This window comes from Cellulomonas soli (genome assembly GCF_013409305.1).
GTDB classification, from domain to species: Bacteria; Actinomycetota; Actinomycetes; order Actinomycetales; family Cellulomonadaceae; genus Cellulomonas; species Cellulomonas soli.
In genome coordinates, this window is sequence record NZ_JACBZJ010000001.1 from 3,381,510 (window position 1) to 3,406,131 (window position 24,622).

At 71.6% G+C, this 24,622-nt stretch carries 24 protein-coding genes, 2 tRNA genes and 1 riboswitch; of the genes, 4 read left to right on the plus strand and 22 right to left on the minus strand.

Translation table 11 applies throughout. The features are described 5' to 3' along the window. Window positions 1-88 precede the first annotated feature (88 nt). The 15 genes from BKA22_RS15385 to BKA22_RS15455 form a co-directional block, all read right to left on the minus strand. Complete coding sequence (locus tag BKA22_RS15385) at window positions 89-2,662, minus strand: AAA family ATPase (protein ID WP_223203421.1); 2,574 nt, start codon at window positions 2,660-2,662, stop codon at window positions 89-91. A gap of 408 nt (window positions 2,663-3,070) precedes the next feature. Further along, window positions 3,071-4,417, minus strand: a complete 1,347-nt coding sequence (locus BKA22_RS15390) for a GmrSD restriction endonuclease domain-containing protein (protein WP_223203457.1) — start codon at window positions 4,415-4,417, stop codon at window positions 3,071-3,073. Between the two features lie 145 nt (window positions 4,418-4,562). Then, window positions 4,563-7,562 (minus strand): AfsR/SARP family transcriptional regulator, encoded by a 3,000-nt coding sequence (locus BKA22_RS15395; protein ID WP_179561813.1) that lies wholly within the window; start codon window positions 7,560-7,562, stop codon window positions 4,563-4,565. Continuing rightward, window positions 7,559-8,008 (minus strand): hypothetical protein, encoded by a 450-nt coding sequence (locus tag BKA22_RS15400; RefSeq protein WP_146951638.1) that lies wholly within the window; start codon window positions 8,006-8,008, stop codon window positions 7,559-7,561. Before BKA22_RS15400 ends, BKA22_RS15395 begins: the two co-directional genes overlap by 4 nt. Then, the gene (locus BKA22_RS15405; protein ID WP_146951639.1) at window positions 8,005-8,427 is read right to left on the minus strand and encodes a TadE/TadG family type IV pilus assembly protein; all 423 of its coding nucleotides are present in this window, start codon (window positions 8,425-8,427) and stop codon (window positions 8,005-8,007) included. Before BKA22_RS15405 ends, BKA22_RS15400 begins: the two co-directional genes overlap by 4 nt. Next, window positions 8,424-8,840, minus strand: a complete 417-nt coding sequence (locus BKA22_RS15410; RefSeq protein ID WP_146951640.1) for a TadE/TadG family type IV pilus assembly protein — start codon at window positions 8,838-8,840, stop codon at window positions 8,424-8,426. Before BKA22_RS15410 ends, BKA22_RS15405 begins: the two co-directional genes overlap by 4 nt. A gap of 2 nt (window positions 8,841-8,842) precedes the next feature. Further along, window positions 8,843-9,049: a hypothetical protein gene (locus tag BKA22_RS15415; protein WP_146951641.1), complete on the minus strand. Its 207-nt coding sequence runs from the start codon at window positions 9,047-9,049 to the stop codon at window positions 8,843-8,845. A gap of 13 nt (window positions 9,050-9,062) precedes the next feature. Continuing rightward, window positions 9,063-9,959 carry a type II secretion system F family protein gene (locus BKA22_RS15420; protein ID WP_146951642.1) on the minus strand — a complete coding sequence of 299 codons (897 nt, stop codon included), beginning with the start codon at window positions 9,957-9,959 and terminating at the stop codon, window positions 9,063-9,065. Next, window positions 9,956-10,807 (minus strand): type II secretion system F family protein, encoded by an 852-nt coding sequence (locus BKA22_RS15425; protein ID WP_146951643.1) that lies wholly within the window; start codon window positions 10,805-10,807, stop codon window positions 9,956-9,958. The genes BKA22_RS15420 and BKA22_RS15425 overlap by 4 nt, the downstream gene beginning before the upstream one ends. Further along, window positions 10,804-12,279 (minus strand): TadA family conjugal transfer-associated ATPase, encoded by a 1,476-nt coding sequence (locus tag BKA22_RS15430; RefSeq protein WP_146951644.1) that lies wholly within the window; start codon window positions 12,277-12,279, stop codon window positions 10,804-10,806. Before BKA22_RS15430 ends, BKA22_RS15425 begins: the two co-directional genes overlap by 4 nt. Continuing rightward, a complete protein-coding gene (locus tag BKA22_RS15435) occupies window positions 12,276-13,040 on the minus strand; it encodes a P-loop NTPase family protein (protein WP_179561814.1) in 765 nt (254 codons plus the stop codon). The genes BKA22_RS15430 and BKA22_RS15435 overlap by 4 nt, the downstream gene beginning before the upstream one ends. Beyond that, on the minus strand, window positions 13,037-13,717 hold the full coding sequence (locus BKA22_RS15440; protein ID WP_146951645.1) for an SAF domain-containing protein: 681 nt from the start codon (window positions 13,715-13,717) through the stop codon (window positions 13,037-13,039). The genes BKA22_RS15435 and BKA22_RS15440 overlap by 4 nt, the downstream gene beginning before the upstream one ends. A 27-nt stretch (window positions 13,718-13,744) precedes the next feature. Beyond that, window positions 13,745-14,644, minus strand: a complete 900-nt coding sequence (locus tag BKA22_RS15445; RefSeq protein ID WP_146951646.1) for an ATP/GTP-binding protein — start codon at window positions 14,642-14,644, stop codon at window positions 13,745-13,747. After that, window positions 14,638-15,075: a hypothetical protein gene (locus BKA22_RS15450; RefSeq protein ID WP_146951647.1), complete on the minus strand. Its 438-nt coding sequence runs from the start codon at window positions 15,073-15,075 to the stop codon at window positions 14,638-14,640. The genes BKA22_RS15445 and BKA22_RS15450 overlap by 7 nt, the downstream gene beginning before the upstream one ends. Window positions 15,076-15,437: 362 nt before the next feature. Next, window positions 15,438-16,379 (minus strand): hypothetical protein, encoded by a 942-nt coding sequence (locus BKA22_RS15455; RefSeq protein WP_146951648.1) that lies wholly within the window; start codon window positions 16,377-16,379, stop codon window positions 15,438-15,440. Window positions 16,380-16,784: 405 nt separating this feature from the next. On the opposite strand from BKA22_RS15455, the gene BKA22_RS15460 reads away from it, so the two are divergent. Beyond that, window positions 16,785-17,522, plus strand: a complete 738-nt coding sequence (locus tag BKA22_RS15460) for a potassium channel family protein (RefSeq protein ID WP_146951649.1) — start codon at window positions 16,785-16,787, stop codon at window positions 17,520-17,522. Window positions 17,523-17,821: 299 nt separating this feature from the next. Here BKA22_RS15460 and BKA22_RS15465 read toward each other — a convergent pair whose 3' ends face one another. Further along, window positions 17,822-18,076: a hypothetical protein gene (locus tag BKA22_RS15465; RefSeq protein WP_146951650.1), complete on the minus strand. Its 255-nt coding sequence runs from the start codon at window positions 18,074-18,076 to the stop codon at window positions 17,822-17,824. Between the two features lie 184 nt (window positions 18,077-18,260). Between BKA22_RS15465 and BKA22_RS15470 the strand changes: the two genes are divergently transcribed. Further along, entirely contained in the window at window positions 18,261-18,497 is a 237-nt protein-coding gene (locus BKA22_RS15470; protein ID WP_223203422.1) for a helix-turn-helix transcriptional regulator, read from the plus strand. Window positions 18,498-18,770: 273 nt separating this feature from the next. Here the strand turns inward: BKA22_RS15470 and BKA22_RS15475 are convergent. From BKA22_RS15475 to BKA22_RS15485, 3 genes are all read right to left on the minus strand, one after another. Next, window positions 18,771-18,843 (minus strand) — tRNA-Asn (locus BKA22_RS15475). A gap of 48 nt (window positions 18,844-18,891) precedes the next feature. Further along, window positions 18,892-19,404, minus strand: coding sequence for a hypothetical protein (locus BKA22_RS15480; RefSeq protein ID WP_146951651.1), 513 nt, complete (start codon window positions 19,402-19,404; stop codon window positions 18,892-18,894). Between the two features lie 130 nt (window positions 19,405-19,534). Beyond that, window positions 19,535-19,608, minus strand: a tRNA-Ile gene (locus tag BKA22_RS15485). A 207-nt stretch (window positions 19,609-19,815) separates the two neighbouring features. Next, a riboswitch (cyclic di-GMP riboswitch) is annotated at window positions 19,816-19,890 on the plus strand. Between the two features lie 17 nt (window positions 19,891-19,907). On the opposite strand from BKA22_RS15485, the gene BKA22_RS15490 reads away from it, so the two are divergent. Further along, entirely contained in the window at window positions 19,908-20,129 is a 222-nt protein-coding gene (locus BKA22_RS15490; RefSeq protein ID WP_146951652.1) for a BldC family transcriptional regulator, read from the plus strand. Window positions 20,130-20,263: 134 nt separating this feature from the next. Here the strand turns inward: BKA22_RS15490 and BKA22_RS15495 are convergent, their stop codons facing one another. Genes BKA22_RS15495 through BKA22_RS15505 form a run of 3 tightly spaced genes read right to left on the minus strand, consistent with a single transcriptional unit; the run spans window position 20,264 to window position 23,877 of the window. Next, entirely contained in the window at window positions 20,264-20,899 is a 636-nt protein-coding gene (locus BKA22_RS15495; protein WP_146951653.1) for a TetR/AcrR family transcriptional regulator, read from the minus strand. Between the two features lie 12 nt (window positions 20,900-20,911). Then, the gene (locus BKA22_RS15500; protein WP_146951654.1) at window positions 20,912-23,056 is read right to left on the minus strand and encodes a YhgE/Pip domain-containing protein; all 2,145 of its coding nucleotides are present in this window, start codon (window positions 23,054-23,056) and stop codon (window positions 20,912-20,914) included. A gap of 20 nt (window positions 23,057-23,076) precedes the next feature. Next, window positions 23,077-23,877, minus strand: a complete 801-nt coding sequence (locus tag BKA22_RS15505; RefSeq protein WP_179561816.1) for an ATP-binding cassette domain-containing protein — start codon at window positions 23,875-23,877, stop codon at window positions 23,077-23,079. A gap of 224 nt (window positions 23,878-24,101) precedes the next feature. On the opposite strand from BKA22_RS15505, the gene def reads away from it, so the two are divergent. Next, entirely contained in the window at window positions 24,102-24,590 is a 489-nt protein-coding gene (def, locus tag BKA22_RS15510; protein ID WP_146951655.1) for a peptide deformylase, read from the plus strand. Window positions 24,591-24,622 lie beyond the last annotated feature (32 nt).

The following is a 24,622-nucleotide window of genomic DNA, read 5'->3' on the forward strand; positions in this document are numbered from 1 at the left end:
ATGAGAGAACTTATCGGCGCTTGATATGGGTCTGTGCCAACCAGATGTGAGCGCTCGCCAGTAGGTGCGATCCGCTGAGCCAGAACACCTAGTCCTCAGCCCGAAGGTACGCGTCCCGAGCAGCCTTCAGCTCCTCCCAGTGCGCTTCGAGTCCCGTGAGGGTGGGTGCGATGTCGAGAGTCGTGAGGGGCTGGGAGTGGGAGTCGATGTAGCGGCACGCCTCTTCGAAGATGCGGAGGACCGGCTCGATCGCGACGGGGAGCGCTCCGCTCTTGATCTTCCCGAGCTGCGTCATGTGAACGGCGGGCTGGTGCCGCTGTGTGACGCCCTGGAGCAGCTCGGTCTCCGTGAAGACCTCGCACCAGGAGCGGAGCCAGCCGTACCCGGTACGGACCAGGGCGGCGCGGGCCTGACCCTCTTCGGCGCGGGCGGCGGCGATGGTCTCATTGATGTTCTTCTTGAGGCCGCCGATGGTGTCCCAGCGCGGGTGGCTGGATCGGGTGACCCGTCCCTTGCCTTCCTCGTCGTCGATCTGGAAGTACACGCAGCGCTTGGATGCCTCCATGAGGTGCAGGAGCGTCATCGTGAACGCAATGTCGTGAGTGAAGACGATCACCTGTGCGCTCTGCGCCAGGTTCGCGATCCGCGCGGCGACCTCGTTGATGCGGCGGTGATCCAGGCTTGAGACGGGGTCATCGAAGATCACGGGTGCTGAGATCCCGGACAGGCGGGCCTCGGCGAGGAAGTCGGCGAGGGCGAGGACCTTCTGCTCGCCCTCGGACAGCACCTTCGACGGCCGGTGATTCTTGACGAGGACCTTGCGGCGTTTCGCGGTGCCGTCCCGCCCGATGTACTCGACCTTCAGCGACGGAGCCCGCAGGGACGCGCACTCCTCGGCGAAGTAGATGGCGAAGCTCTGGTTGATGAGCGCGTCACTCGCGGTTTTCGACAGCGCTGTGACGGCGCGGCGCAGCGCCGGTGCCGGTCGCGCGAGCACCGTGAGCCGGTCAGCCTCTTTGGCGTTCTTCACTTTGGTGTCGATCAGGGCCCACGACCGTCCGAGCTCGGCCGCGGCGGTGAGCTCGACAAGCTCCCGGCGCTTGGTCTGCAGCGCCTCGGCGCGGTTGGCGTCTTCAGACTCGAGCCGTTCGACGTCGCCCTCGATCTCAGCGAGGCGCGCCGTCAGCACGGCGTGAGCCGTCGCGACCCGGGCGGTGAGGTTGTGGTCGACAGCGGTGCCGCTTCGGGTGCTCGCCTTGACCGCGTCTAGTGCGGACGCGATGGATGCGACCTGCGCGTAGGAGTCCGGCTGCTCGGTCTGCTCGGCCAACTCAGTGACCCACGCGGTCACCTCGGGAGCGTCGATGCTCACGACGGTCCCCGTCGCCGTCGCGAGTGACTTCCTCGACTCGGCGATGTCGGCGCCGATCTTGTCCGCGAGGTAGTCGGCGTACTTGGCGACGAGCTCCTGGGCCCGGTCGCCGATCGGCTGACGACAGTACAGACAGCGGTTCTCATCGTGCGCGCCGGCCGTGATGAGGTGCTGCCGATAGGACTCACCGGCCTCGACGAACGTCTTCCACGTGTCGTCCGGAGTCGCGGGAAGGTCGGCTGCCTCGAACAGCTCCGCGCGGACGAGCGCGTAGTCGATCTCGAGGGCCGCGATGGTGGTCCGCGTGGTGTTGAACGCGTCAATGTCGAACGCCTCGATCCTCGCCGCGACGGAGCTCGCCTGTGCCAACACCCGGGCGACTCGCTGCTGGGCCCTAATGGTCGTCGACAGGGTGCCCGCCTCCAGCGCCGCGACGGCTTTCTGCAGGACCGCGACCCGCCCGTCAACGTCGCCCGAGGCATCAGCCAGCGCCCGCAGCGTGTCGAGGTCGCTGGACGCACCGAGCGTCTCCACGAGCGGGTATGCGGTCGCGTCGCGCGGAATCCGGGACAGCAGCGCCGATGCGCCGGTCGCGAGGGCTGCGAGCTCCGTGGCGATCCGCGCCTCGATGACCTGGATGGCGGCGTTCACGTGGTTGAACAGCGCCAGGCTCGCGGGCACGTAGACGTACTCGAGGTCGGCGTCGACGTGAGCGTTGACCGACGGACTGTCGAAGATCGACATGCGGGTAAACGGCGCCACACCGCCCGTCTCTCCGGACCAACGAAACGTGTGCCCAGTCTCGCCGAGGTCGTAGGCGATCAGGGCGCTCTGTGCCGTTGTGTTCGCCTGGGAGACGTCGCCGAGGATCTGGTCCGCGTTCCGACTGCCGGCGAGGGTCTTGAAGAGCCGGGAGTACCCCGTCTTCCCTGTGCCGTTCTCACCGTAGAGGAGCGTGAGGCCCGCGTGCGGAGTGATGACGGCACCGGAGACGAGCGCGTTGACACCCGTGACCTCAGACAGCGACGTGATGCGCAAGACCTCATCCGACTCCGCCGGCGACGCCGCGACCGCCAGGAGCGGCTCCTTCGGGAGCGTGCGGCTGTCAAGGGCCTTCTCCTGACGGAACAGGGCGTAGACCTCGTCGACGTCGGAGTCCACCAGAGCCCGCCCGGCGCTGAGGACCCGGCGCACGATCGCGCGGACCCACTCATCGTTATCGTTCGCCCAGGTGCTCAAGAGGACGCGCGCATCCGCGGCGCTGCTGGTGGAGGACTCGCTGTCGCCCACGTGCTGCCCCCTTTGTGACATCGCGTAGATGCGTGCCAGATCCTAGAGACACCTTTCACCCGGCCGACACTGCCGCCAAGGATTTTCGTCCTTCCGGAGTAGTGATGCGATCCGTGTCGCGGACGTCCGAGACCGTCCTCTGGCTCGTGCAGGCACTGCCTAGATCGAACGGTCGATCAGGTCGAGACGCGCCCCGCGCGGACATGTTCCCGAGGTCGTACCAGGCCAGACTGGATGACGGCCGACGCCAGCGCGGCATCGATCAACCGGTTGCACGGCCCGTTTGGGCGTCTGTTGCTGGCCACCGGATCGCCGCCGCGACGGCGCCGACCACCACGGTGACATCGAAGGACGATCGTGTGATGAGCAGTGTCCATGTGCACGGACGCCTTGCGCGGCGGTCGCGGGTCAGGGCGCACCGGGAAGTGACTCGCAGGGGATGCCGTCGTTGTCGGCATCGAGTCCCGCGACGTCGCCGTAGGCGGGCAGGTAGGTCTGGAACCAGGCGTTGGCGTCGGCCCAGGTAGCGAAGTCGCCGCAGTTCTTGGAGTCGCCCGGGTTGCCGACGGGTGCGGGTGCGGCGGGTGCAGCCGGTGCCGGCTCAGCTGCGGGCTCGGGCTCGGTGGCTGGTGCGGCGGCCGCGGGAGGGTTGGCTGACGACCCGCGTGCCGAGCTGGTGTCCTCGCTGACGGGGGCTGGCGGGGGTTGGACGGCGGTCGGAAGTGCGGATCCTTCGGGCAGCGGCTGGTCGGGGCAGCCGGCCAGGACGGAGGCCATGGTGTCCTTCTCGGCCTGGGTGACCGTCAGGCCGTAGGTGTACTTCACGCCGATCTGGATGGCGACGTACTGGCAGTCGAACGTCGTGTTAGGGGGCAGCCAGCGGGCGGCGTTGTCGTTGGACTTGGCCCTGTTGAGGCCGGAGTCGACGGCGAGCGTGTTCATCGGGTCGTTGCCGAACTGGTGCTGGGTGTCGGCGTCCCAGGCCCAGGCGCCGGAGATCCAGGCGTCTCCGAGGCTGACGACGTGGTCGATGTCCAGGGTGGAGGCGGCCGAGGTGAACGCTGTCGTCTTGCCCGAGTAGGGGTCGGGATTCAGGGTGCCGGTGGCGACCTTGCAGTTCCCGGACGTGTAGGTGACGTCGGTGAGGTCGCGGGCGAGGACGTCGTTGCGGACGTCGCACCCGTTGTGGTCGGTGTCGTACGCGCGGTACCCGAAGGCGTCGCGGTCGTAGCTGGCCGCGTGGGTCGGGATGTCGACGGTGAGCTCGGCGAGGGCGACGAGCGCGCTCTGCCCGATCGCGGCCTGGAGGGCTGCGGTGCCCGCGGTGGTGTCGAGGCCGGTGCTGGTGTCCGCGGCGGCGAGGTTGACCTCGTCGTCCTCGACGTCCTCGGTCGGCGTGGGCGTGGGCGTGGGTGTGGCGGTGGACTTCGCCGTCGTCCGGGTGGTGGAGGTGGAGGCGGCGGGTGCGTTCGGGGTGTCAGAGCTGGGGGGCAGCAGGCTGCCCCCGGTGAGCGTAACGACGAAGGCCAGGCCCGTCAGGGCAGCGCCCCACCGGCGCCCTCGCAGCCTCAGACCAGGCAGAGGCTTCCCGGTCAGCAGGTGCCACAGGCCGCCGAGCAGCAGCCCGATGCCGAGCATGACCAGCGCGCCACCCAAGCCGCCGACCAGGCCGAAGAGGAACAGCAACGTGTTGCCGGCGAGCGGGATCGCGTTTGCAGGGCGCTGCCACCACGGTCGCTGGGCGGGAGGGCTCATGCTCACAGGAAGACCCTAGGTTGACCTTCAGCCGGGCCCGCGCCCATTTCGCACATCTTCACCCGAAGCCCCGCCGGCAGTCCGGTGACAGAACGTCCGGTATCGGCAACTTGCGCTGCCCCGGCTAGGTGAGGCGGCTGGCCCTCTAGCGGGGGGCGTCGGCCTCCAGCTCAAGTGCTTGCGTCGCGAATCGCTCGCGGAGGTCGGCCGCCCGATCGGCTCCTTGGCCCGACTCGGCAGCAGCGAGGGCCAGGCACTGGAGGTCCTCGGAGTAAGGGTTGACCGCAAGTGCATGGAGCGCCGAGCCGAGTGCGTCGCGGGCGCGATTCGCTTCGAGCTGGTGTCGGGCGAGGAGGGTCGCCGCGTCGGTGATGGTCTCGGTCATTCGCTGGATGTCGTAGTCGGCCCAGGCGTACGCACTTCCGCTGATTCCGCGGAACGGGCGGTCGCGCACGTAGGAGAGCGCTTCGGTGAGCGTCTCGATGGGTGCGTAGCAGTCGTCCCGCACCCCGTCGGCCACCCGGCACTGGAACCTGTCCCAGTCGTTCGTGACCGCGTCGCCGAGCCTGTAGAGCCCGTCGCTGCTGGCCAATGGGAGTACGTGCTCGCCGACGTGGCGTCGGGTCCGGTACATCAGCGCGTTGCGGGTTCCCGGCCGGATCCGCACGCCGTTGTAGAGGACTTCGTCGAGGTCAGCGCCAGTGGTCGGTCCGTGCAGAGCGAGGTAGACGAGCAGCTCGGTCATGCGCGGGGTGAGCGGTCCGTGGCCTTCGGGCAGTCCGACGATCTCGATCGGGCCGAGCACGCGGATGGTCACCGTCGCTTCCGGCGCTGGGGGCTCCGGAGGCGCGGGGAGTGCGTCGCGCATGGTGCGCAGTTCGTCGTCGAGGGGCGGGAGGGTTGTCGGTGGCCCGTTGGTCGGCGTGGGTGGGACGGCGACCTCAAGGGTGTGGCGCAGTGCTGCCAGTTGGTCGGGGTTGAGTCGTTGGGGTTGCAGGGTGATGCCGAGCGGCTCGAGGCGGGCGTCGCCCTGTGGGTTCGTGGTGAGCGTCCATGCCGTGGCGTCGGCGGTCGGTTGTCGGGTCAGGAGTGTGGCGCCGCACCATGGCTGGCAGGAGTGGCCGGTGTTGGTGCGTTCGACGAAGGCCACGGGGAGCCAGGTGTCGATGGCCTGCCGGTCGCCGCGCGCCTGGAGGGTGTCGTCCAGCCCCTGCGCTGCCAGGGCGTCGGCGATCGCCTGGACCGTGTTTGCTCGTTCGTCGGACTCGTGGATGGTGCGCAGGCGTTGCGCTTCGAACGCGCCGATCAGGCCGGTGAGCTCGTCGTCGGGTGGGATGCACACGCATAGGCGTCCTGCGAGGTCGGACGTGGCGGCCTCGAGCACGAGGGCGCGCAGGACCTCGTCCGCGGCTGTGTCGTCGCCGAGGATCGCGAGGGTGCCGGCGGCCTCGAGGTTCACAAGGAAAGTCGCGCCGTCGGTGTGCCCGAGGGTCACCAGCAGGGGGTAGGGCACGCATCGATCCGGGTCGTCGATCTCCGTCTCGGCGGCAACGTCTGCGGTCGAGGCCGTCCAGGTGCGTGGGTCGTTCGCGATGAACGGTGCGAGGGCGTCGGGGTCGTCCTCGACGAGCAGCAGGGTCAGGGTCGTTTCGTCGAGCAGTAGTGCGCCGACGCGGGGGAGTTCTCGGCCGGCGTCGTAGCAGCGGCAGCCCAGGTTGGTCAGGGTGGTGCTGATGGCGTCGATGCTCACGGGTGTGGGTGCCGAGCGGAGCGTGGACTCGGCGCGAGCGGCTGGCGTCGCGCGCTCGGGTAGGGGGATGTGCTCGCCGAGTCGGCGCGCCCGCTGCTGGAGGCGTCGTCGCCGCGTCAGCTCTCCGACGAGTCCTGCGGCGGCCAGCGCAGTCAGACCCACAAACCACGCTCGTTGCGTGCTCGCGTCGCTCCCTTCGGTCTCGTCGCCATCCTCGATCGTCGGTGAGGCGTCGGAGTCCCGGGTCGAGGACTCGGCCGCCGGGGACGACACCTCGCCCTCGGGCGCCGGCTGACCTTGTTGAACTGGTTCGTCGACGTTGCCGGGTGGCTCCGGGGCGCGTGAGGCGCCCTGCTCGGGCGCCGGCTCGGCGGTCGTGCTCGTTGCGGCGGGTGGCATCGGCCCGGGGGCTTCGGGTGCCGGTGCAGGGGGGTGGGGGAGCAGCAGGATCCACCCGGGCTGCAGATGGTCGGCGTCAGTAAGTGCCTGCCCGTCGGGTTGGGTGCGGCCGCGGTTCAGATCGACGATCTCCGTGTAGCGGGTGCCGTCGCCGAGGTGGGTGGTGGCGATGTCCCAGAGGGTGTCGCCGGGCAGGACGGTGACGATCGCCTGCGCGACAGGCGCGGCGGATGCGGCGATCGCCGCCGGGCTCCCGGCAGGCACGCCGATCGCGTCGACGGGAAGGCGCAGCGTCCAGCCGGGCAGAATCCAGTCCGCGTTGGTGAGGGAGCGCCCGTCGGGTTGAGTGCGCCCGCTGTTGAGGTCGCGGATCTCGGTGTATCGGGGGCCGGAGCCGAGGTGGCGTTCGGCGATGCCCCACAGCGTGTCGCCGCGCTGCACGGTGACGACCGGGAGGGCCGGCTCGTCGCGGGCGACCGCGGCCGCCGGCGCTGTCGTCGCTTCGAGATGTACTGGTGTGATGGGTGCCGCGTCGGAGTGCGGGTGCCGCGCCTGGTCGAGAACTTGTGGCGTGGTGGCCTGTGCGGGTGCCGCGCGGGCGATGGTTCCCGATGACAGAGCCAGCAGGATGCCCGCAGTCGCGAGGAGTCGCGAGGCAGAGTTCTGCACGCCGCCGAGCAGCGGCAGCCGCGGTGCGCGCGTGCGGCGCGCGCTCGCGATCACCTCGAGGAGGACGCTCGCGCTGAACACGACCCATGCGATCCACGCGATGAGCGCGAGGACGCCGAGCAGCAAAGTCCCGTCATCCGGACCCGTCAGGAGCCCACGGATCTGCCCCGGGGTGGGGATCGCGTCGGGCAGGTAGAGCGGGGCGAGGGCGAGCAGCGCGACCGGCACGCCGACGACGAACACGAGGAGCGTGAGCGCGGCCCCGAGCCCCCAGGCAAGGTCTCGCAGGCGCCTGGTGCTGGGTTGGGTGGGCAGGGTGGCGGTCATGGTCCACCTCCGGTGATGCCGTCAACGAGTGCAGCTTGGGCGCTGCCGGTCACGGTGACCCGGTCGATGCCGATCAGCCCGAGGAACGCGGTGGGTGCGGCGTCTTGGACGGTGACGAGCAGCCGGGTGCGGTCCTCGCTGATCGTGACGGTGCCGGTCGCGCCGGCGGTGTCGAGGTACGCCTGCGCGGCGCGAGTCGCCACGGCGCGGTCGACGCGGTCGTGGGTGCCGGCGACGGCTGCGGCCAGGTCGAGTGCTTGGCCGCCGGCGCGGGCGGCTTCGGCCGCGGTGGCGTCGGCACGTTGGGTGGCGCGCAGCTTGGCGCCGCCGTCGGCGACCAGGCCGACGAGCAGGAGCAGGCCCAGGGTGCTGATGGCCACGAAGACCGTGACAGACCCGGCCTCGGCGTCAGTGGCCCGTTGCAGGCGTGCTCGCAGCCAGTTCATCGGGATCGGTACCTGTCCAGCGGCGACCGGGCGGTGGCGGTCATGGTGCGGGTTCCGGGGAGCCCGGGGACGGCCAGGTCGGCGATGCTCACCGTGCAGGTGACTGTCACCGCCACCGAGGCGTCGGTGCCCACGGGGGTGGCGAACCCTGCGGTGTCGGTGGTGACGTTCGTCGCGACGCAGCGGCTGTCGGCGAGCTCACGGGTGGCCGCGGTGGTGGCTGCGGTGCGGGCGGCGTCGACGGTGCGGGCCAGCGAGGCGGCGCGCGCGGCCGACCGGGCGGCCTGCTCAACGGCGGAAGTGGCGACCTGGATGCGGCCGGCGAACACCAGCAGACCGAGCAGCAGGATCAGTGCGGGGGCGAGGATCGCCAGCTCGAGCGTGGCCGATCCGCGGTCGTCCCGTCGGCGGCGGCTCATGGTTGGGCCTGCGTAAAGCGCTCGATCGGCCCGGCCGCCGACTGACGCACCGTCGCGCCGCCGACCCCGGGGATCACGGACAGGGCGCGCCCGGAGACGACGATCTCGACCTGCCCAGCGCCGGGTGTGGTGAGGATGGCGGTCGCGCTCAGGAGGGTGCCGCCGCCGTGCTGGTCCACGAACCCCAAGGCCACGCCGGGCCCGTCGCTTCTTGGGGCGTTGTACGTGCGCGCGGCGGCGACGCCTTCTTGGGCGGCGGCCAGGGCGATGGAGCGGGCGTGGAACCACAGCCCGTACTGCACGAGCGCGGTCACCAGGAGCAGCAGTGCGGGGAACAGGATGGCCAGCTCGACCGTGGCCGACCCCCGCTCGCCGCGCAGGCGGGCGCGGTGCGGGGTGGTCGCGGTGGGCATGGTCAGTTGATCTGGTCGACGCGTCGCTGGACGGCTGCGGTGAGGGCCACGACGAGGACCCCTGCGACTGCGATCAGGCCCAGGATGATGATGACGAGCTCCAGGGTCGAGGCCCCGGTCTCGTGGTGGACCTGGTCGCGGTCGCGGACGCGGTGTCGTGCGGTGGTGAGCAGCGCGTCGAGGTAGGCCAGGGCGATGAGGGTGGGCATGGGTGTTCTCCCGTCAGGCGAGCAGGATCCGGACGAAGGCGGGGTAGCCCAGGAGGGCCATGAAGCACAGGCCGAGCAGGGAGACCGGCACGACCATGTGCTCGGAGGCGGCGTTGGCCTTGGCGGTCGCCGTGGCCAGCAGCTGGGTGCGAAGGGATGAGGCGCGGGCGCGCAGCGTGGAGTAGACGGCGGCGCCGTCGCGTCCGGCCAGCCGCATGATGTCCGCGGCGTCGGCGAGCTCGGTGACACCGGTCGCCCCGGCCAGGTCGCTCAGCCCGTTCCATGACGGCTGCCCCGCCAGTTCTGCCCGCAGCAGCGCGTCGCGGATGCGCGCGAACTCGCGCGAGCCGCCGATCCCGGCCGCGCGGTCGAGCGCTTCGGTCGGGCCGGCGTCGGCGAGGCGTTCCATGGCGACCAGCTCCAGGAACACGCAGGTGGCCTCGCGCAGGGTGGCGCGGGCGGCGGTGGCGTTCTGGCGCAGGGTGAGGTCGGGCAACCAGAAGAAGAGCCCCCCGAGGACGAGCCCGGCGAGGGCAGGCAGGGCGAAGGGCAGGCGGGTGCCGGCCAGGAGCATCAGGGCGGACATCACCGCGGGGAACGCCAGACCGAGCAGGGCGTAGCCGATCTTGCGGGCGGCGAGCGTCTCGGGTGCCATCTGGACCATGTGCAGGTCGGCCACGTAGCGGCGCAGCCCGAAGGCCCGCACCGCACCGGGCAGGACACGCGCCTGCAGTCCCGCGAGCCTGCCGCTGGCCACCGGTGCTGGCGGGCGGGCGCCGCGGTCGGTGGGCAGGAGCCGGTGGACGGCGTCGGCCAGGTCGGGGCGTGCGGGGCTCAGCCCGGCGCTGGCCACCACGAGTCCGCCGCCGATCAGGCCGCCGGCGAGCAGGACGAGCCAGGTGCCGGTCATGGTTGGCGCTCCGCGTCGGTCAGGAATCGCGGTGTGGGGGTGGCCAGGGTCAGGGAGCGGATCCACAGCAGGCAGCCGGTGAACGCGGCGGCGATGGCCAGCAGGACGAGCTGGCCGAGGCCGTCGCCGTAGGGGGCCAGGTAGGTGCCGTTGAGCATCAGCAGCCCCGCGACGGTCAGCGTGATGAGGGTGACCAGGCGTGCGGTCGAGCGGGGCTTGGCCCGTTCGGCTTCGATCTTGCGGCGGGCGGCGACCTCGTCCGCGACCGACCCGGCGGCCGCCGTCAGCACGGAGGACAGCCCGGGTCCGCGGCGTCGTGAGCCGAGCAGCAGTGAGGCGACGACGAAGTCCCCGGCAGCGTCGTCGAGGTCGTTGGCGAACGCGCGCAGTGCCTGCTCGGTGGGCCACCGCGCTGACAGTCGCGCCACCAGCGAGGCGACCTCCTTGCCGATCGCCGGAGGGCAGGTCGCCGCTGAGGCGAGCAGTCCTTGTTCCATGCCGACGCCGGTGGCCAGGACGTCGGCCAGCCGCCGGGTCCACTCCTCGATCGCCTCCACGCGGTCGATCGACCGCGCCGCGACCTTCTCCGACCCCACCAGGTACGGCAGCCCGATCACCGCGGCGGTGAGGATCAAGCCCACCACCGGCCATCCGGTGATCGCCCACGCGAGCAGACCGGCGGTCCCCGCGATGAGCCACCGCCAGCGCGCCCACCGGCCCTCCGTGGCGCGCCGCGCCCGCCTGCGCTGACGTGGGGGTGCGGGCTCAACCCGGCGAAGTCCGGCGGCAGTGAGGAGGCTCCCGGTAACGAGGACGGCACCGGCCGCCCCGGCCAGGACGGCGGTCATCGTCGATCACCGCCCGGCCCGTAGACCCAGGTGCCCTGCCGGTGGTCCAGGAGGGTCTCGTCGAACCCCGCGCGCACCAGGTCGGCCAGGCACTCGGGACGGTGCAGCGGGACCGCGCGCCCGTCCGGGCCCGGCCCGAAGACGAGGGTGGTGGCGGGCCGGTTGCGTTCACCGAGGCCGTTGACCTCGACGACCTGGGACACGAACCGGTGCCGCTGCCCACCGGTGGCGCTCTGGTCGAGCAGCTCGATGTGCACGAAGAAGTCGACGGCACCGGCCAGCAGCCGGTAGGCGAACGTGTCGGTCATCTGCACCCCGGCTGACAGGCACAAGGTGACGATGCGGTCCACGGCGTGCTGGGCGGAGCGCGAGTGCAACGTGCACAGGGACCCGTCGCCGGTCGACATCGCCTCGAGCATCGGCAGCACCTCAGGTCCGCGGACCTCGCCGACGATGATGCGCCGCAGGTTCAGTCGCAGCGCCGTGTTCACCAGCTCGGTCAGGGTGACCTCCCCGGCGCGGTGCCCGTAGCTGTCGACCTCCGCGGACCCCTCCCGGCCTTCCATGGCCACGACGCGCGGGTGGCGGCCGGGTAGGTCCTGCAGGTGCAGCTCGTACTCCTTCTCGATGGTCGCGAAGCGCTCCATCGGGGCGAACTCGTTGGCCAGGGCGCGGATGAGGGTGGTCTTGCCGGCGTTCTGCAGCCCGGTCACCACGACGTTCTTGCCCGCCCGGATCGTCGAGCGCAGGAACGCGGCCAGCACCGAGTCCAGGGTGCCCAGCTCGACCATGTCGTCCAGGTCGACGTCGCGCACCCGGTGCCGGCGGATGACCACGTGCACCCGAGGTGTCGTCCAGGCGACCGCGGCCAGCCGCGAGCCGTCCTCCAGGCGCAGGTGCAGGGCCGGGTGGGCGGAGGAGAACGTGCGTTCAGCGCTGCCGGTGCGGGCGGCCAGCAGCTGCAGGATCTCGACGAGCTCCGCGTCGGACTCGGCCACGGGCGGGTGGGGTTCGATGCGCCCGTCGGCGTAGGAGACCCACACCCGGTCGTGCCCGTCGACCTCGATGTTCTCCACCGACGGGTCGTCGATCAGCGGCTGCAGTCGCCCCAGCCCGAACAGTGCGGCCATGACGGCCTGGGCGGTGGCCATCTCCACCTCGAACGGCCACGGCTGCTCCCCGTGCCGCACTCGGTCACGGCCGCGTTCACTCAACTCGGTCGCTACCAGGGAGCGGGCCAGCTCGCGGCGCGCCTCAGGGGTGTCGATCCGTTGGGACTGCAACCGCTCTGCCAACCGCTCAGCCACCGCCGAGCGGACCTCCCGGACCACCGCGAGATCCGGACTGGGGAGCACCAGATCCGCGTTGTCGGGCAAGGTCGTCGAGGTCGGACTCGACGCGGCGGCGCGTCGCACGGGCGGTGTGGCCCGGCCGGGTGTCGCGGTGGGCAGGGTCAGGTCGTCGAGGCTCATCGCAGCACCGCCCGCTCCGGCACGAGGGCACCGACCCGCTCGACCGCCGCGCGAGCCGCACGCAGCAGCGGCGAGCGTTCGAACCGCCACCCGGCGACCTCCCCGGCCGCGAACGCCCGCGCCGCCCACTCATCGGCGGCCAGCTCGAGGACCTCGGTGACGCCCATCGCTTCGGCGATCTGCACCCGCGAGTACCCGCCAGCATCGGTGACCACCCCGACCGGTGCCAGCCGCCCGGTGCGCTCGACCGCCAGCCCCCGCACCGCCGCCGCAGCCGGCGCGACCGAGGCCACCGTGCCCGCCACCACCACACCCACCAGGTCGGCCTGCGTGAGCCAGACCCGCGGCTCGAACTGGTGACCGACCCGCCCGACGTCCACCACCACATCGACTCCGGCATCCGACAGGTCCCGCGCCGCCGACACCAGCGCGGTCCACATCGACCCCAACGGCCGCGCCTGAACCGGATCAGCCACGCCCGGCAGCACCATGCGTGCCCCCTCGGCGTCCAGGGCCAGACTGCAGCCGATCACCTGCTCCGGGGTGAGCGCGCCGCGAGCCGCCGCCAGCACGGACACACCAACGCTGTCCGGGACGCCGGGGGACAGGTACCCGGTCAGGAGCCCGGACCCGGCCGGATCGGCGTCAACCAGCAGCACCCTGCGGCCGGGGCGCGCCTGCGGCCACGACCAGCACAGCGCCAGTGCGGCCGTCGTGACACCCGGCGCCCCGTGCGCCGAGCACAGAGCCACCACGCTCACGGGGTCACCTGCGCCGGCTGGACCACGATCGCGAACCGCCCCGTCGCCGCACGCGTGGCAAGTGCAGGTCCGTCCTGCGCTGAGGTCACGACATCGGCCACGACCATGCCGTTCACGTCCGGCGGCCCCACCCGCACCACACGAGCCTCGAACGACATCGGCGCACCCGGCAGCGGATCGGCACCCTGCGGGGGCGCATCCACCACCAGCAGCCGGTCGCCAGCGGCCAGGCCACCGGCAGGAACCCGGTCCGCCGTCAACGGCAACGGCACGAGCACCTCACCCGGTCCGACTACACCGGCGTCGGTGACGTCGCCCGGGGTGACCAACGACCCACGCTGCAGGTTCGAGGTGGCCACCAGGCCGACGAGCTCGCCGGAGTCCTCCGCGGCGACGAGCCGCACCGTCGGCTCCACCGACACCGCGGTGGTCGTCAGGTCCTCGGCGGTGATCGTCGACCCGTAGGCCACATCACGCGCCATCAGCACGACCTCGAAGCGCTGCCCGGTAGACGTCACCAGCCACATCGCGGCCAACGCCCCCAGCGCGACCATCGCCACACCCGCGATCACGAACGCCGGTCGACGTCGGCCCCGCGGACCGACGACGACCCCGGGCCGCAGCTCGGTCGTGGCCTGCTGCCCGTTCATCTTGCGCTTCTCGTCGGTCGCCGTCATGGCACCTCCAAGGACCAGGGGAGCGTCCTACTCCTGCGTGATCAGCACCTGCACCTCACCGATGCGCACGCTCGCCGTCGACTGCCGTGTCACGCTCAGCGAGCCCGAAGCCCCACCGCCGCTCCACGTCACGTCCCACGTCGTCGTCGCCGTGACCGGGTACGCCCCATCGGGCTGCCCGGCGGACGCCTTCTCGTAGATGTGCTGACACGTCGGCGACGTGATCCCGCCGGCGTAGTACGGGGTGCCCGGACCGGCGCACGTCTCCGACCGCCCATCACCCATTGACCACACGATCCGGCGTGCCTGCGCCGTGGCCGTCACTGACAGCCCCGGAACGCTCGCCGTAGCCGAGTTCGGACCCCACGTCGTCGGGCCGACCTCCGTCCACAGCCACAGCGGGACACCGACCACGCCCGACTCGTCGCCATCGATCGTCATGCGGATCGCCGGTCCCGACAGCTCCATCCGGGAGATCGCCTGCTGAGCAAGCTGCGCAGGCGTGACGCCGACTCCGCCGTAGCCCGGCGGTTCTGTCGCGGACCACACCCAGCCGTCAGATCCGCCGGGTCGAGTCGCGGCGCAGGAGACCGCGTAGATCGCCCCTTCGGGGTACCGCCCGCCCCAGATGGGATCCGTCTCGGGTGGCTGGTGCTCGAGCAGACGCCAGTAGCAGTCGTCCGCGTCGTTGAACCAGCCGAGCGGGCCCTCGCACGTCACCGCCTGCCCCGTCTGCGAGACCACGCAGCGGCGCTCGATGACCGGGTCCAGGCTGCTGCCTCCGCCACCAGGGTCGCCGGGCGTCCCCGGTTGCTCGACGTCGATGACGCAGAAGGTCGTGTTCGGTGAGCAACTCACGCCGCTAGGGACGACCGTGGACGGGGCCATGAGTGCGAGCCCTGCGGCGACTGCGAGTGCGGTCAGCACGGGGCCCCCCGGTCGACCTCCGAGGTGCGGATCGTCCAGTGATCGACGTAGTAGTACGCCGTCGACGTCGTCGTGAGGCGAGTGGCCTGCCCCGGCACGGCAGCCGGCTCGCCTGTGGCCACGTAGATGGGCTGCCACTGCGAACCGTCCACGCAGTCGACGATTCGAGCCGAACCCTCGCTTCCCGTCACGATCTCGCTGACGGTCGGCGAGAGCACGGGCGCGCCCGTGACCTTGATCCCGTTGCGGCGGAAGGTGAACACGCTCGACGCGACGTCGGCGAACGCCTGATCCACCGCGAACTGCTCGAGCTCGGCGCCGGGATCGCTGGCAGGGTCGCTGAACGCCGCGACCTTCGCGTCCCAGTACCCCTGGTACGCCTCGAGGATCGCGGCCTCGGCCTGCGCGATCGTCGGGTCGACCGACGGCATCGGGGTCCGAGACGGTGTCGGCGTCGCCGGGGCTGTCGCGTGGTGGGTGCGCGTTGGAGTGGGTGGTGGTGACGGGGATGAGCAGGCAGCGAGGAGTCCCGCGACGATGAGGATTGCTGCTGTGGTCGCGGTTCGTGACGTGATGTGTGGAGGTCTCATCGGCGTCCACCTGCCCCTGCAGGGCCCGCGGTGCCCGCGAGCCGGCCCGGCGCCTTAGCCAGAGCGGCCATTGCACACCCGGCCGGGTGAAGTACGCATCTCGGACACCGGTCCGAGATCGGCGCGCTCGTGTAGCTCATGCCTGCAGGTGTGCCACACGCTGCGCAAGACGCGACGGCCGATCTGAGATCTGTGGGCGGTCCTCAGCTCGCGGCCCGCTGTGGACCGTGAGTCGCCGAGACTGCCAGCTCGGCAGCGAGGGCGGGGGAGCGGTGGCGCCTGACGCGCGTGGCACGCAGCGCCGCCCGCATCTCCGGGGAGTCGACCGCGTCGGGCCCCTCCGAGAGCACCCGTGCGAACAGACCACGCCACCGCGCAGTGCCACGCAGCGCCACGCACAGTCGCCGCGCCTGCCACGGCGGCAAGTCCAGGTCTGCGGCCATGTGGCGCCACCCGAGCGCACCGCTGCGCGGATCGGTCGCGGGGTCGGGCAGATCCATGACCGTCGCGACGATTCTGCCGGCGTCCTCCACGGCCCACCCCGCGTCGATGAGCCCGTGCGCCGCGACCGTGCACACATCGGCCAGGCCCGGCACGGGTGCCGTATGCCCGGCCAGATCCCAGCCGGCATCCAGCAGCACGTCGAGGCTCAACGGCAGGCGCACCGGCTCGGCGCCACTCGTGGGACGCAGCAACTCCCACGCACGCCGCTCGGCCTTGCCGTAGCGGGCGGCCACCACCTCGCCAAGCGCGGCTCGCTTCGCGGCCCGCCACAGCACACCCCACGGCGATGCGGCCCGCCGCAGCTCCGGCTTGGTCATCGCGATCCACGCCGCCTGCCATGCCGAGGCCTCCGCCTGCGACGCCGCAGCACCGCGCAGCCCGACGTCGATCGCGAGCGGTCGAGCGATCTCGAGCCGCACGAACGTCAGCAGGCGCGTCGCGGTGGGGCCCTCCCATCCCTCGTCGTCGATCGCTGCCAGTGCCGCAAGAAGCCCGTCGCGATCCCGCTTGATCGGCAGCGGCTCGCGCCGACCGCCAGCATCCACGTCGCCCATCTCCGCCTCCGGTGTCGTAGGGACACCAGCGAGGCTCCACACCGCCGATAGACCGTCCGATGACGAGGCGCTCATGACGTGCCGCAAGGCATCGCGTCATCGCGCGGTCTAGTAGGGCGACGGCCACGAACGCGCCGCGCCGTCGGCCGGGCATCGAGCCCACGCCTGCGAACCCCCAGGCCAAACGGACGCCGCTCGCACGTCATCGCTGCGTCTATCGCCGCCGGTTGAGCGCGCGCGTCGTCGCGCGGGACGGTCTCACCCAGACTCCACAGGCTCACTCCGCGCTCGCGGCCGTCGGCGGCCGTCATCGGCTCGTCTATGGCGTCCATGGACCATGCGCGCCGCACGCCGAGCGGAGCTCGTCCATCGGTCGCAGCGGTCGCGACCGGCTGAACGGCACGCCATTCGTCGCGAGCCGCTCATGGTGTTGCTAGCGGTAGAAGTCCTGTTCGCCGTCGCGCGGCCTTTGCGCCTGGCAGCATCGACGGCATGTCGCGTGTCGAGCGGTGGGAACGGCGAGCGGAGTGGCCCTTGCTTGCCGCCGCTCTGGTCTTCCTGGCCGCGTACGCGATCCCCATCGCCAACCCGGACCTCTCGGCGGGCGTCGTGCGAGCGTGCTCGGTCGTCGTCCTAGCGACCTGGGTCGCGTTCGGGGTCGACTACCTCGGTCGCCTGCTTCTCAGTGAGGACCGGGCGACGTTCGTCCGCCGGAACGTGTTCGACCTCGCGGTCCTGGTGCTGCCGATGCTGCGACCCCTGCGGCTGATCCGGTTCGTGACCCTGCTGTCGGTGCTGAACCGCAACTCCTCACGCGGTCTGCGCGGCCGGGTCGTCGTCTACGTCGTCGCGGGCACCTCACTGCTCGTTCTGTGCGGGGCGCTGGCCGTCACCGACGCCGAGCGTGGCGCACCGGAGGCGAACATCCGCAACGTCGGGGACGGGCTGTGGTGGGCGCTGTCCACCATGACCACGGTCGGCTACGGCGACCGCTACCCGACCACCACGACCGGCCGGTTCGTCGCCGGCGCCCTCATGCTCGGCGGCATCGCTCTGCTCGGAGTCGTCACCGCGACGCTAGCGTCCTGGCTCGTCGAGCGCGTCGCCGAAGCCGGGGAGTCCGAGCGGGCCGCCACCCACGCCCAGGTCGAAGCCCTCACGGCCGAGGTCCGAGCACTCCGCGCCGAGCTCGCCGACCGGCCTGGGCAATCGCCACGCGGGCCGGAGTAAGCGGAAGTGACCTGGGCTCGCACCGTGCGGTCAGGCGGGACGTACGGCGCCGATGTCGACCCAGGCACACCACCGCCGCGTGCCCGTCGGCCCGCCGGACACGTCCTGAAGAACGCACAGCACTCCAGCGCCACGGGCCACGACACTCACCGGGACGTCGGCCCACGTCCCGTCGTAGTGGCGCGCACGCGCAATCGCGGGCCGCGGGGGAGTCACCAGCCACTGCGGCTTCGGCTCGGGCTGGGTGACGATCCACCGGGCGTACCAGTCGGTGCCGGGCGGCGTACGGGGCGCAGCGCTCACATGGGCCGCCGTGTGACAGCCGAAGCCCACACCCACACCCAGCCCTCACGCTCGTCCGCGTCGAAGTAGTGCAGCGACACTGTGCGCCTCGTCCACGCCACGGCTTCGGCAGCGATCTCCACGTCGCGCCCGCGGCCGTCGATGATCCACGCCGTCACGGGCACCGGGATGTCCGGGCGCTGGATCGGGGTGTCGGCGATCTTCGCCGGCACGGACCGTGCCGTCGCACGTGGGGGGACTCGGTCGACCACGGGACGAGCGTAGATCGAACACGTGTTCGATTGCATCCCTCGAGCGTGCGGGCGCGGCCGCGATACCCCGCCCCGTCATCGGCTCGTCTATCGCTCGTCGCGATGCTTGCCCGGTGGACGCGAGTGAGGGAGTGGACCAGTGGCGACGACTTCGCATCAGGGCTTGCGGGAACCGTGCCTCACGGTGGCTGAGGTTGCCGACCTTCTGCATGTCACGGAGGGGTTCGTCCGTCGGTTGATCGCGACCGGGGAGCTGCCGGCGGTGCGACTCGGAACGCGGCTTGTCAGGGTGCGCGCGGCCGAGGTGGAGGCGTTGCTCGACCCGGGTGTTGCGCTGCCGGCATCGCATCTGCCGACGGCTGAGGCTGTGCCCCTCGGGCGGCGTAGGCGGGGGCGCGCTCGACCCGACCAGTCGATCTGATCGGAGACGGCGGGACAGCAGGCCCAGCGCGTAGCGCCGCGGCGTGCGGAGGGCCGTTCGTCGGGCGCCCGCGAGCCGCGGCTTGCGTCCGGGCACAGCGCTCTCTCGTGCCGCCGGATGCGCTCCGAGCCTGCGCGGACTGGGCCCCGTCCGGCTCTGAGTCCTCCTGGGCGCCCCGAAAACCGGTCCGCTATTGCACGTATGTTGCACGCGGGGCAAAGAGAGAGGGCCCCCGCCCAGCGTTTGTGCTGGTCAGAGGCCCTCTTGTGCTTGCTCCCTCGACTGGACTCGAACCAGTAACCGTCCGATTAACAGTCGGATGCTCTGCCAATTGAGCTACGAGGGATCGTGCGGGAAGAACTCTAGCAGCCGTCCAGAGGTCCTCAGGACGCGCTCAGCGCAGCAGTCCTGCGGCCTCACGGACCTGGTCTTCGGCCGCGTCGACAGCCGAGGCGACGGCCGGGTCGTCGAGGTCGACTCCCTCGTCGCCGAGCACCTGGGTGAACAGCCGACCTGCCGGTCCGCGGCGCAGTGCGACGCGGACGAGTCGACCGCCGGGCAGCGTCACCTGCCGGTCGTGCACCACCGACTGCTGCACGCGCTCACGGAACACCTGCGCGAACCGGGGGGCGTTGCGATCGGACGAGAGCGGGAGGCTGCTCGTCGTGCCGTCGACCCAGTGGACCGTCAGGACGCGGCTCTGTGCCTCGAGCGAACCGCGGTCGACATCAGACCAGGTGTGGTGGACGTCACCCGCCTCGTCGACCAGGTGGAGGCTCGTGCGGGTGGCGACCGCCCACCGGCCGTCGGTCAGCTCGACCGTCGTGAGCACGGCATCCCTCGGCTCGAGGTCGAGAAGTCGTCGTACGGAGCCGGGCAGAGCGCGATGAGGGCGGAACGAAGGCACGTCCCCACCGTACCCGCGCGCGCTGGCACGAACCTGTGAAATCGGGCGCGCGATGCTGTGACCTGCGCAAACATTCCGGCGGAGCAGCCGGGGCTGCCGTTCGGAGCGACGTGCACGCAATGTCACAGGGTGGGGCAGGTGGGGCTTGAACCCACGACCCACGGATTATGAGTCCGCTGCTCTGACCGGCTGAGCTACTGCCCCTCGTACCGTCGGCCAGGCTAGTCGCTGAGGCCGGATCGCGGACGCAGGCGCCTGATCGCCCGATCGTCGGCGTCGCTCCCACGTCGGCTCCCATGCCGGGCTTCACCCGGTGACAAGGGGGCGCCATCGAAGATCACCCGTCTGCGCGCGAAACACGCGTCTCAGGAGGTTGCACAAGACCTCTCGATTCGGGCATAGTTCTCTTGTCAGCGATAACGGCAAACCCGCCGCAAGGTGGGGACGCAAAGCCACGGGGCCTACAGGGTCAGCCGAGCTACCGAACGACAGGAGTCATTCCGATGACCATCACCACCGTTTCCGAGGCCCCTCTCTCGCAGGGCGCTCTGCTCACCCCCGGTGAGGTCGCGGTTCTCTTCCGCGTCGACCCGAAGACGGTCACCCGCTGGGCCCAGGCCGGCAAGCTCTCCGCCGTCCGCACCCTCGGTGGCCACCGCCGCTTCCACGAGGCCGAGGTTCGTCAGCTCCTCTCGGGTGTCCCGCAGCAGCGCGCCAGCGAGTGATCGCCTCCTGATATTCCACGAGGGCCGGTCCCGACCGCAGAGGTCGGGACCGGCCCTCGTGTCATGCCCGCAGCGTCCGGTGCCGGGTGCGGGCTCTTCGTCCGGTGGCGTCAGTGCACGTGTCAGTGCGCGTGTCAGTGCACGGCATCGAGCACGGCGGCGCGCACCTCGTCGAGCGGACGCTGCGGCTGGAACACCAGCCACGACAGGCCGGCGACCACGGCCGCACCGAACATCGCGGCGCCCGTGAGCGTGGCGTCCCGCTCAGGCCACTCCTCGGCGACGACCGCGGCGAACGTGCCGATCGCCTCGTCGTGCACGACGCGGATCGACTCCTGCCAGTCGCGCCCGGTCCGGAAGACCTCGGCGACCAGCACCTTGGCGAAGTCCGGGTGCTCGCGGATCCGGGTGAGCAGTGCGCCGACCAGCGACTCGACGGCCGCCCGGCCGTGCAGGCCGTCGACCGCCTCGCGCATGGCGGTGGTGAGTCGTTCGATGCCCTCGACGAGGACCGTCTCGAACAACGCCGACTTGGAGCCGAAGTTGTAGAAGACGCTGCCCTTGGCGACACCGGCCGCGCTCGCGATGTCGTCCACGGAGGTCGCCCCGAACCCGCGTTCGGCGATCAGGGCGACGGCCGCGTCGAGGATCTGCTCCCGGACTCCCGTGCCCCGCTCCCGCCGACCGGCGCGGCGTGGCGCCGTGTCGGTCGACGGGCCGACGGCGGGCGCCGCGACGGGGTCGGCGGGAGCGGTGACGAGCGGGTCCATGTCCTGAGCCTGTCAGATCTCGAGCGCCGGGTGCAGGCGGGCCATGCTCCAGGTGCGCAGCCGGCCGGCACGCCACGCGGTCACGGCCAGCGAGCCGACCAGGAACCCGACGAGGACCGCGACCGATCCCCACAGCCGCCCGTCGATGCCACCGGTGATGACCTGCCGCAGCCCGGTGACCGCGTAGCTCATCGGCAGCAGGGGGTGCACGACGCGGAAGAACATCGGGGTCGTCTCCACCGGGTAGGTGCCGCCCGAGGACGCGAGCTGTAGCATGAGCAGCGCGAGCACCGCGACCTTGCCCGCAGCCGGGCCGAGCAGCGCCATCAGCGCCTGCTGGAGGGCGAGGAAGGTGGCTGCCACGAGCAGCGTGAACCCGATCGTGCCGAGGGTGGTGTGCATCTGCAGGCCCACACCGAAGTGGATGACGCCGAGCATGACGGCGACCTGGGCCACACCCAGCGCGAGCGCGGGCAGGTAGCCGCTGAGCGTCGTCCGCAGACCGGATGCCGGGGTGGCCAGCGCCCGCGAGGGCAGCGGGCGCATGAGCAGCCAGGTGATGAGCGACCCGACGAACAGGGCGAGCGGGATGAAGAACGGCGCGAAGCCCTCGCCGAAGCCCTCCGCCTGCGCCACGTCGGCCGTCGAGACCGTGACGGGCGAGCTGATCACCTCGGCACGGTCGGTGCGCAGCGCGTCGGAGTCGTCCGGGATCTGGGTGGCGCCGTCGCCCAGCGCGTCAGCGAGGGTCTGGGCGCCGTCGCCGACCTGGTCCGTCCCGTCGGCGACCTGGGTCGCTCCGTCCGCCAACGTCGTGGTCCCGGCAGCGAGCTGCGAGGCGCCGTCAGCCAGGGTGTGCGAACCGCTCTGCAGCCGTGCCGCCCCGCTGGAGAGCGTGGACGACGCTGTCGCGAGCTGACCGGCGCCCGTGGCGAGCTGCGAGGTGCCGGAAGCCAGGGTCGAGGCGCCGGAGGCGAGCTCGGTGGTCTTGGTAGACAACGTGCCGAGCCCTGCGCTCAGCGCCGCGGCTCCGCTGTCGAGCTGCTTGGCGCCGTCGACGAGCTGGTCGAGCGAGGCGAGCTGGGCCGCCTGCTGGTCGGCCGTGGGCAGGTTCAGCCCTGCGACCGAGGTCCCGAACGTGCCGAGAGCGCTCGCGAGTGCGGCAGCCGTGGCGGGATCGGTGGTCGTCTGGGCGATCCCCTTCATCGAGGTTGTCAGGGTCGACACGTAGCCGGAGAGCGCTGCGGTCTTCTTCGCCGAGGCCGCGAGGGTCTGCACGCCGGTGTCCACCCGGAGAGCTCCGGCTGCCAGCGCCGTAGACGACGACGCGGCGCTGGCGGCCCCGTCCGCGAGCAGGCCCGCGCCCGTCGACAGGGTGGCCGCTCCGGAGGACGCCTGGGCGGTCTTGGCTGCCAGGGTGCTGGCGCCCGCGGCCAGCTGGCTGGCACCCGAGGCCAGGGTGTCGGTCCCGTCCGCCAACGTGGTCGAGCCGGAGGCGAGCTGGGCCGCGCCGTCGGCGGCCGTGGTGGCCCCGTCGGCGACCTGGTGCGCCCCGTCGGAGAGGGTGCCGCTCGCGGCGGACAGGGTGAGCGCGCCGTCGGAGGCCTGCGCGAAGCCGTCGCGTGCCGAGCCGAGCCCGACGAGCACCTGGTCGACGGCCTCCTCACCCACGGTGGAGCGGACGGCGGCCTGCACCTGGGCCATGGCCGAGCGTCCGAGCGTCGAGGCGAGGAAGGAGTTCGCGTCGTTGTAGGTCACGAGCAGCGAGGCGGCCGTCGGCGTGTCCGAGCCGGCGGAGGCGATGTCCGTCGAGAAGTCGGCGGGCACGGTCACGGCGAAGTAGTACGTGCCGTCCTCGACCCCGGCGGCGGCGTCCTCGGCGTCGGTCTCGACCCACCCGAGGTCGCCGGAGTCGACGAGCCGAGAGGTGACCTGGTCGCCGGCGTTGAGCGCCTCACCGTCGAGGGTCGAGCCCTCGTCGGCGTTGACGAGCGCGACCGGGAGCCGGTCCATGTTGCCGGTCGGGTCCCAGAAGGCCCAGAGGTACAGCGCGCCGTAGAGGAGGGGGACGAGGATCATCGCGGCGACGGCCAGGCGGGGCAGCGTGCCGCGACGGAACCGGCGCAGCTCGGTGCCGGTCGAGGTGAGGGAGAGCATCAGGGGTCCTTCGAGGGGTGTCAGGCGGCGGGGACGGCGTGGGGGCCGGTGGCGAGGGTGATCTGCTCGGGTCGGCGCACCCAGCCCATGCGGGCGACCTCGTCGAGCGAGGCGACGGCGGCGATCACGGTGACGCCCTGGGCGGCGATGGCCTCCAGGCGCGCCCAGACGGTCTGCCGGCGCAGCGAGTCGTGCACCTGGTCGACGTCGTCGACCACGAGGAGCGCGGGGCGCTGCGCCATCGCGAAGGTGATCCGCAGCAGCATCGCGTCGACCTCGTCGAGGTCCCAGATGAGCGTGCTGGTGCGCGGGAGCGGTCGGTCGCCGAAGACGGGTGCGGCGAGCGCGGCGAAGGCGGCCTGGTCGACCTTGGGCACCCGCCGGTACCAGGGCGAGAGCCAGGCGAGGCGCTCACGGGTGGCCTCGCCGACGGTCACGGCCTCGTCGAGGTCGTCGATGCCGTGGAAGCCGGCGATGGCCGCGCGCTTCTGGACGGCGTCGCGTCGGCGGGGGAGTGACTCGCCGAGCACCCGCAGGGTGCTGCCCTTGTCGGGCACCATGCGTCCGGCGAGCGTCAGCAGGAGGCTCGAACGGCCTCCGCCCTGGGGTCCTTGGACGACCGCGAGCGTCCCGGTCGGGACGTCGAGGTCCACGGGGCCGTAGACGACGCCGCGGCTGCTGCGCAGTGCGAGGTGGCGGGCGACGACCGCGTGGGCCGCGGGCTGCGGCGCCTCGCCCGTCTCGGGTCGGGTGGTCCCGGCGGTGGCGGTGGCGGCGGTGGTGCTGGCCGGGGTGGTCCGGCTCGAGGCTGCGGGGTGCACGCGCGTGTCCTTCGATCGTTCGCGGTCTCTTGATCTGACCGGTCAGTACAAACATAGGACGAGCGGGAGACATCGACAAGTGCCGACGCCGGACGTGATGGACGACACGTCCGGGCGCGGTCGACGCCGCCGCCGTCCCCAGGTCGCCCGTCGCCCGTCGACGCGACCGGGCGGACGGGCTCGCGAGCCCGCGTCCGAGGGTCCGGACATGAAACAATCCCGCCATGGCCATGCGAGAGATCCGAACCGTCGGCGACCCGGTGCTGCGCACGCCCTGCGAACCCATCACGACGATCGACGACCGCGTGCGCGGTCTCGTCGAGGACCTGCTCGAGACGGTCGACCACGACGGGCGTGCCGGGCTCGCCGCCAACCAGATCGGCGTCGGTCTGCGCGCGTTCTCCTGGAACATCGACGACGAGATCGGCTACGTCCTGAACCCGGTGATCGTCGAGCTGTCCGAGGACGAGTACCAGGACGGGGACGAGGGCTGCCTGTCCGTGCCCGGCCTGTGGTACCCGACGAAGCGCGCCTGGTACGCGCGCGTGGTGGGCACCGACCTGGACGGCAAGGAGGTCGCGGTCGAGGGCACCGAGCTGATGGCCCGGTGCCTGCAGCACGAGGTCGATCACCTCGACGGCATGCTCTACCTCGACCGCCTGGAGCGCTCGGTGCGCAAGAAGGCGATGCGCGCCATCCGCGACCAGCTCTGACCTGCGGGTCGAGGCGAGGTCACCCGGTCGGC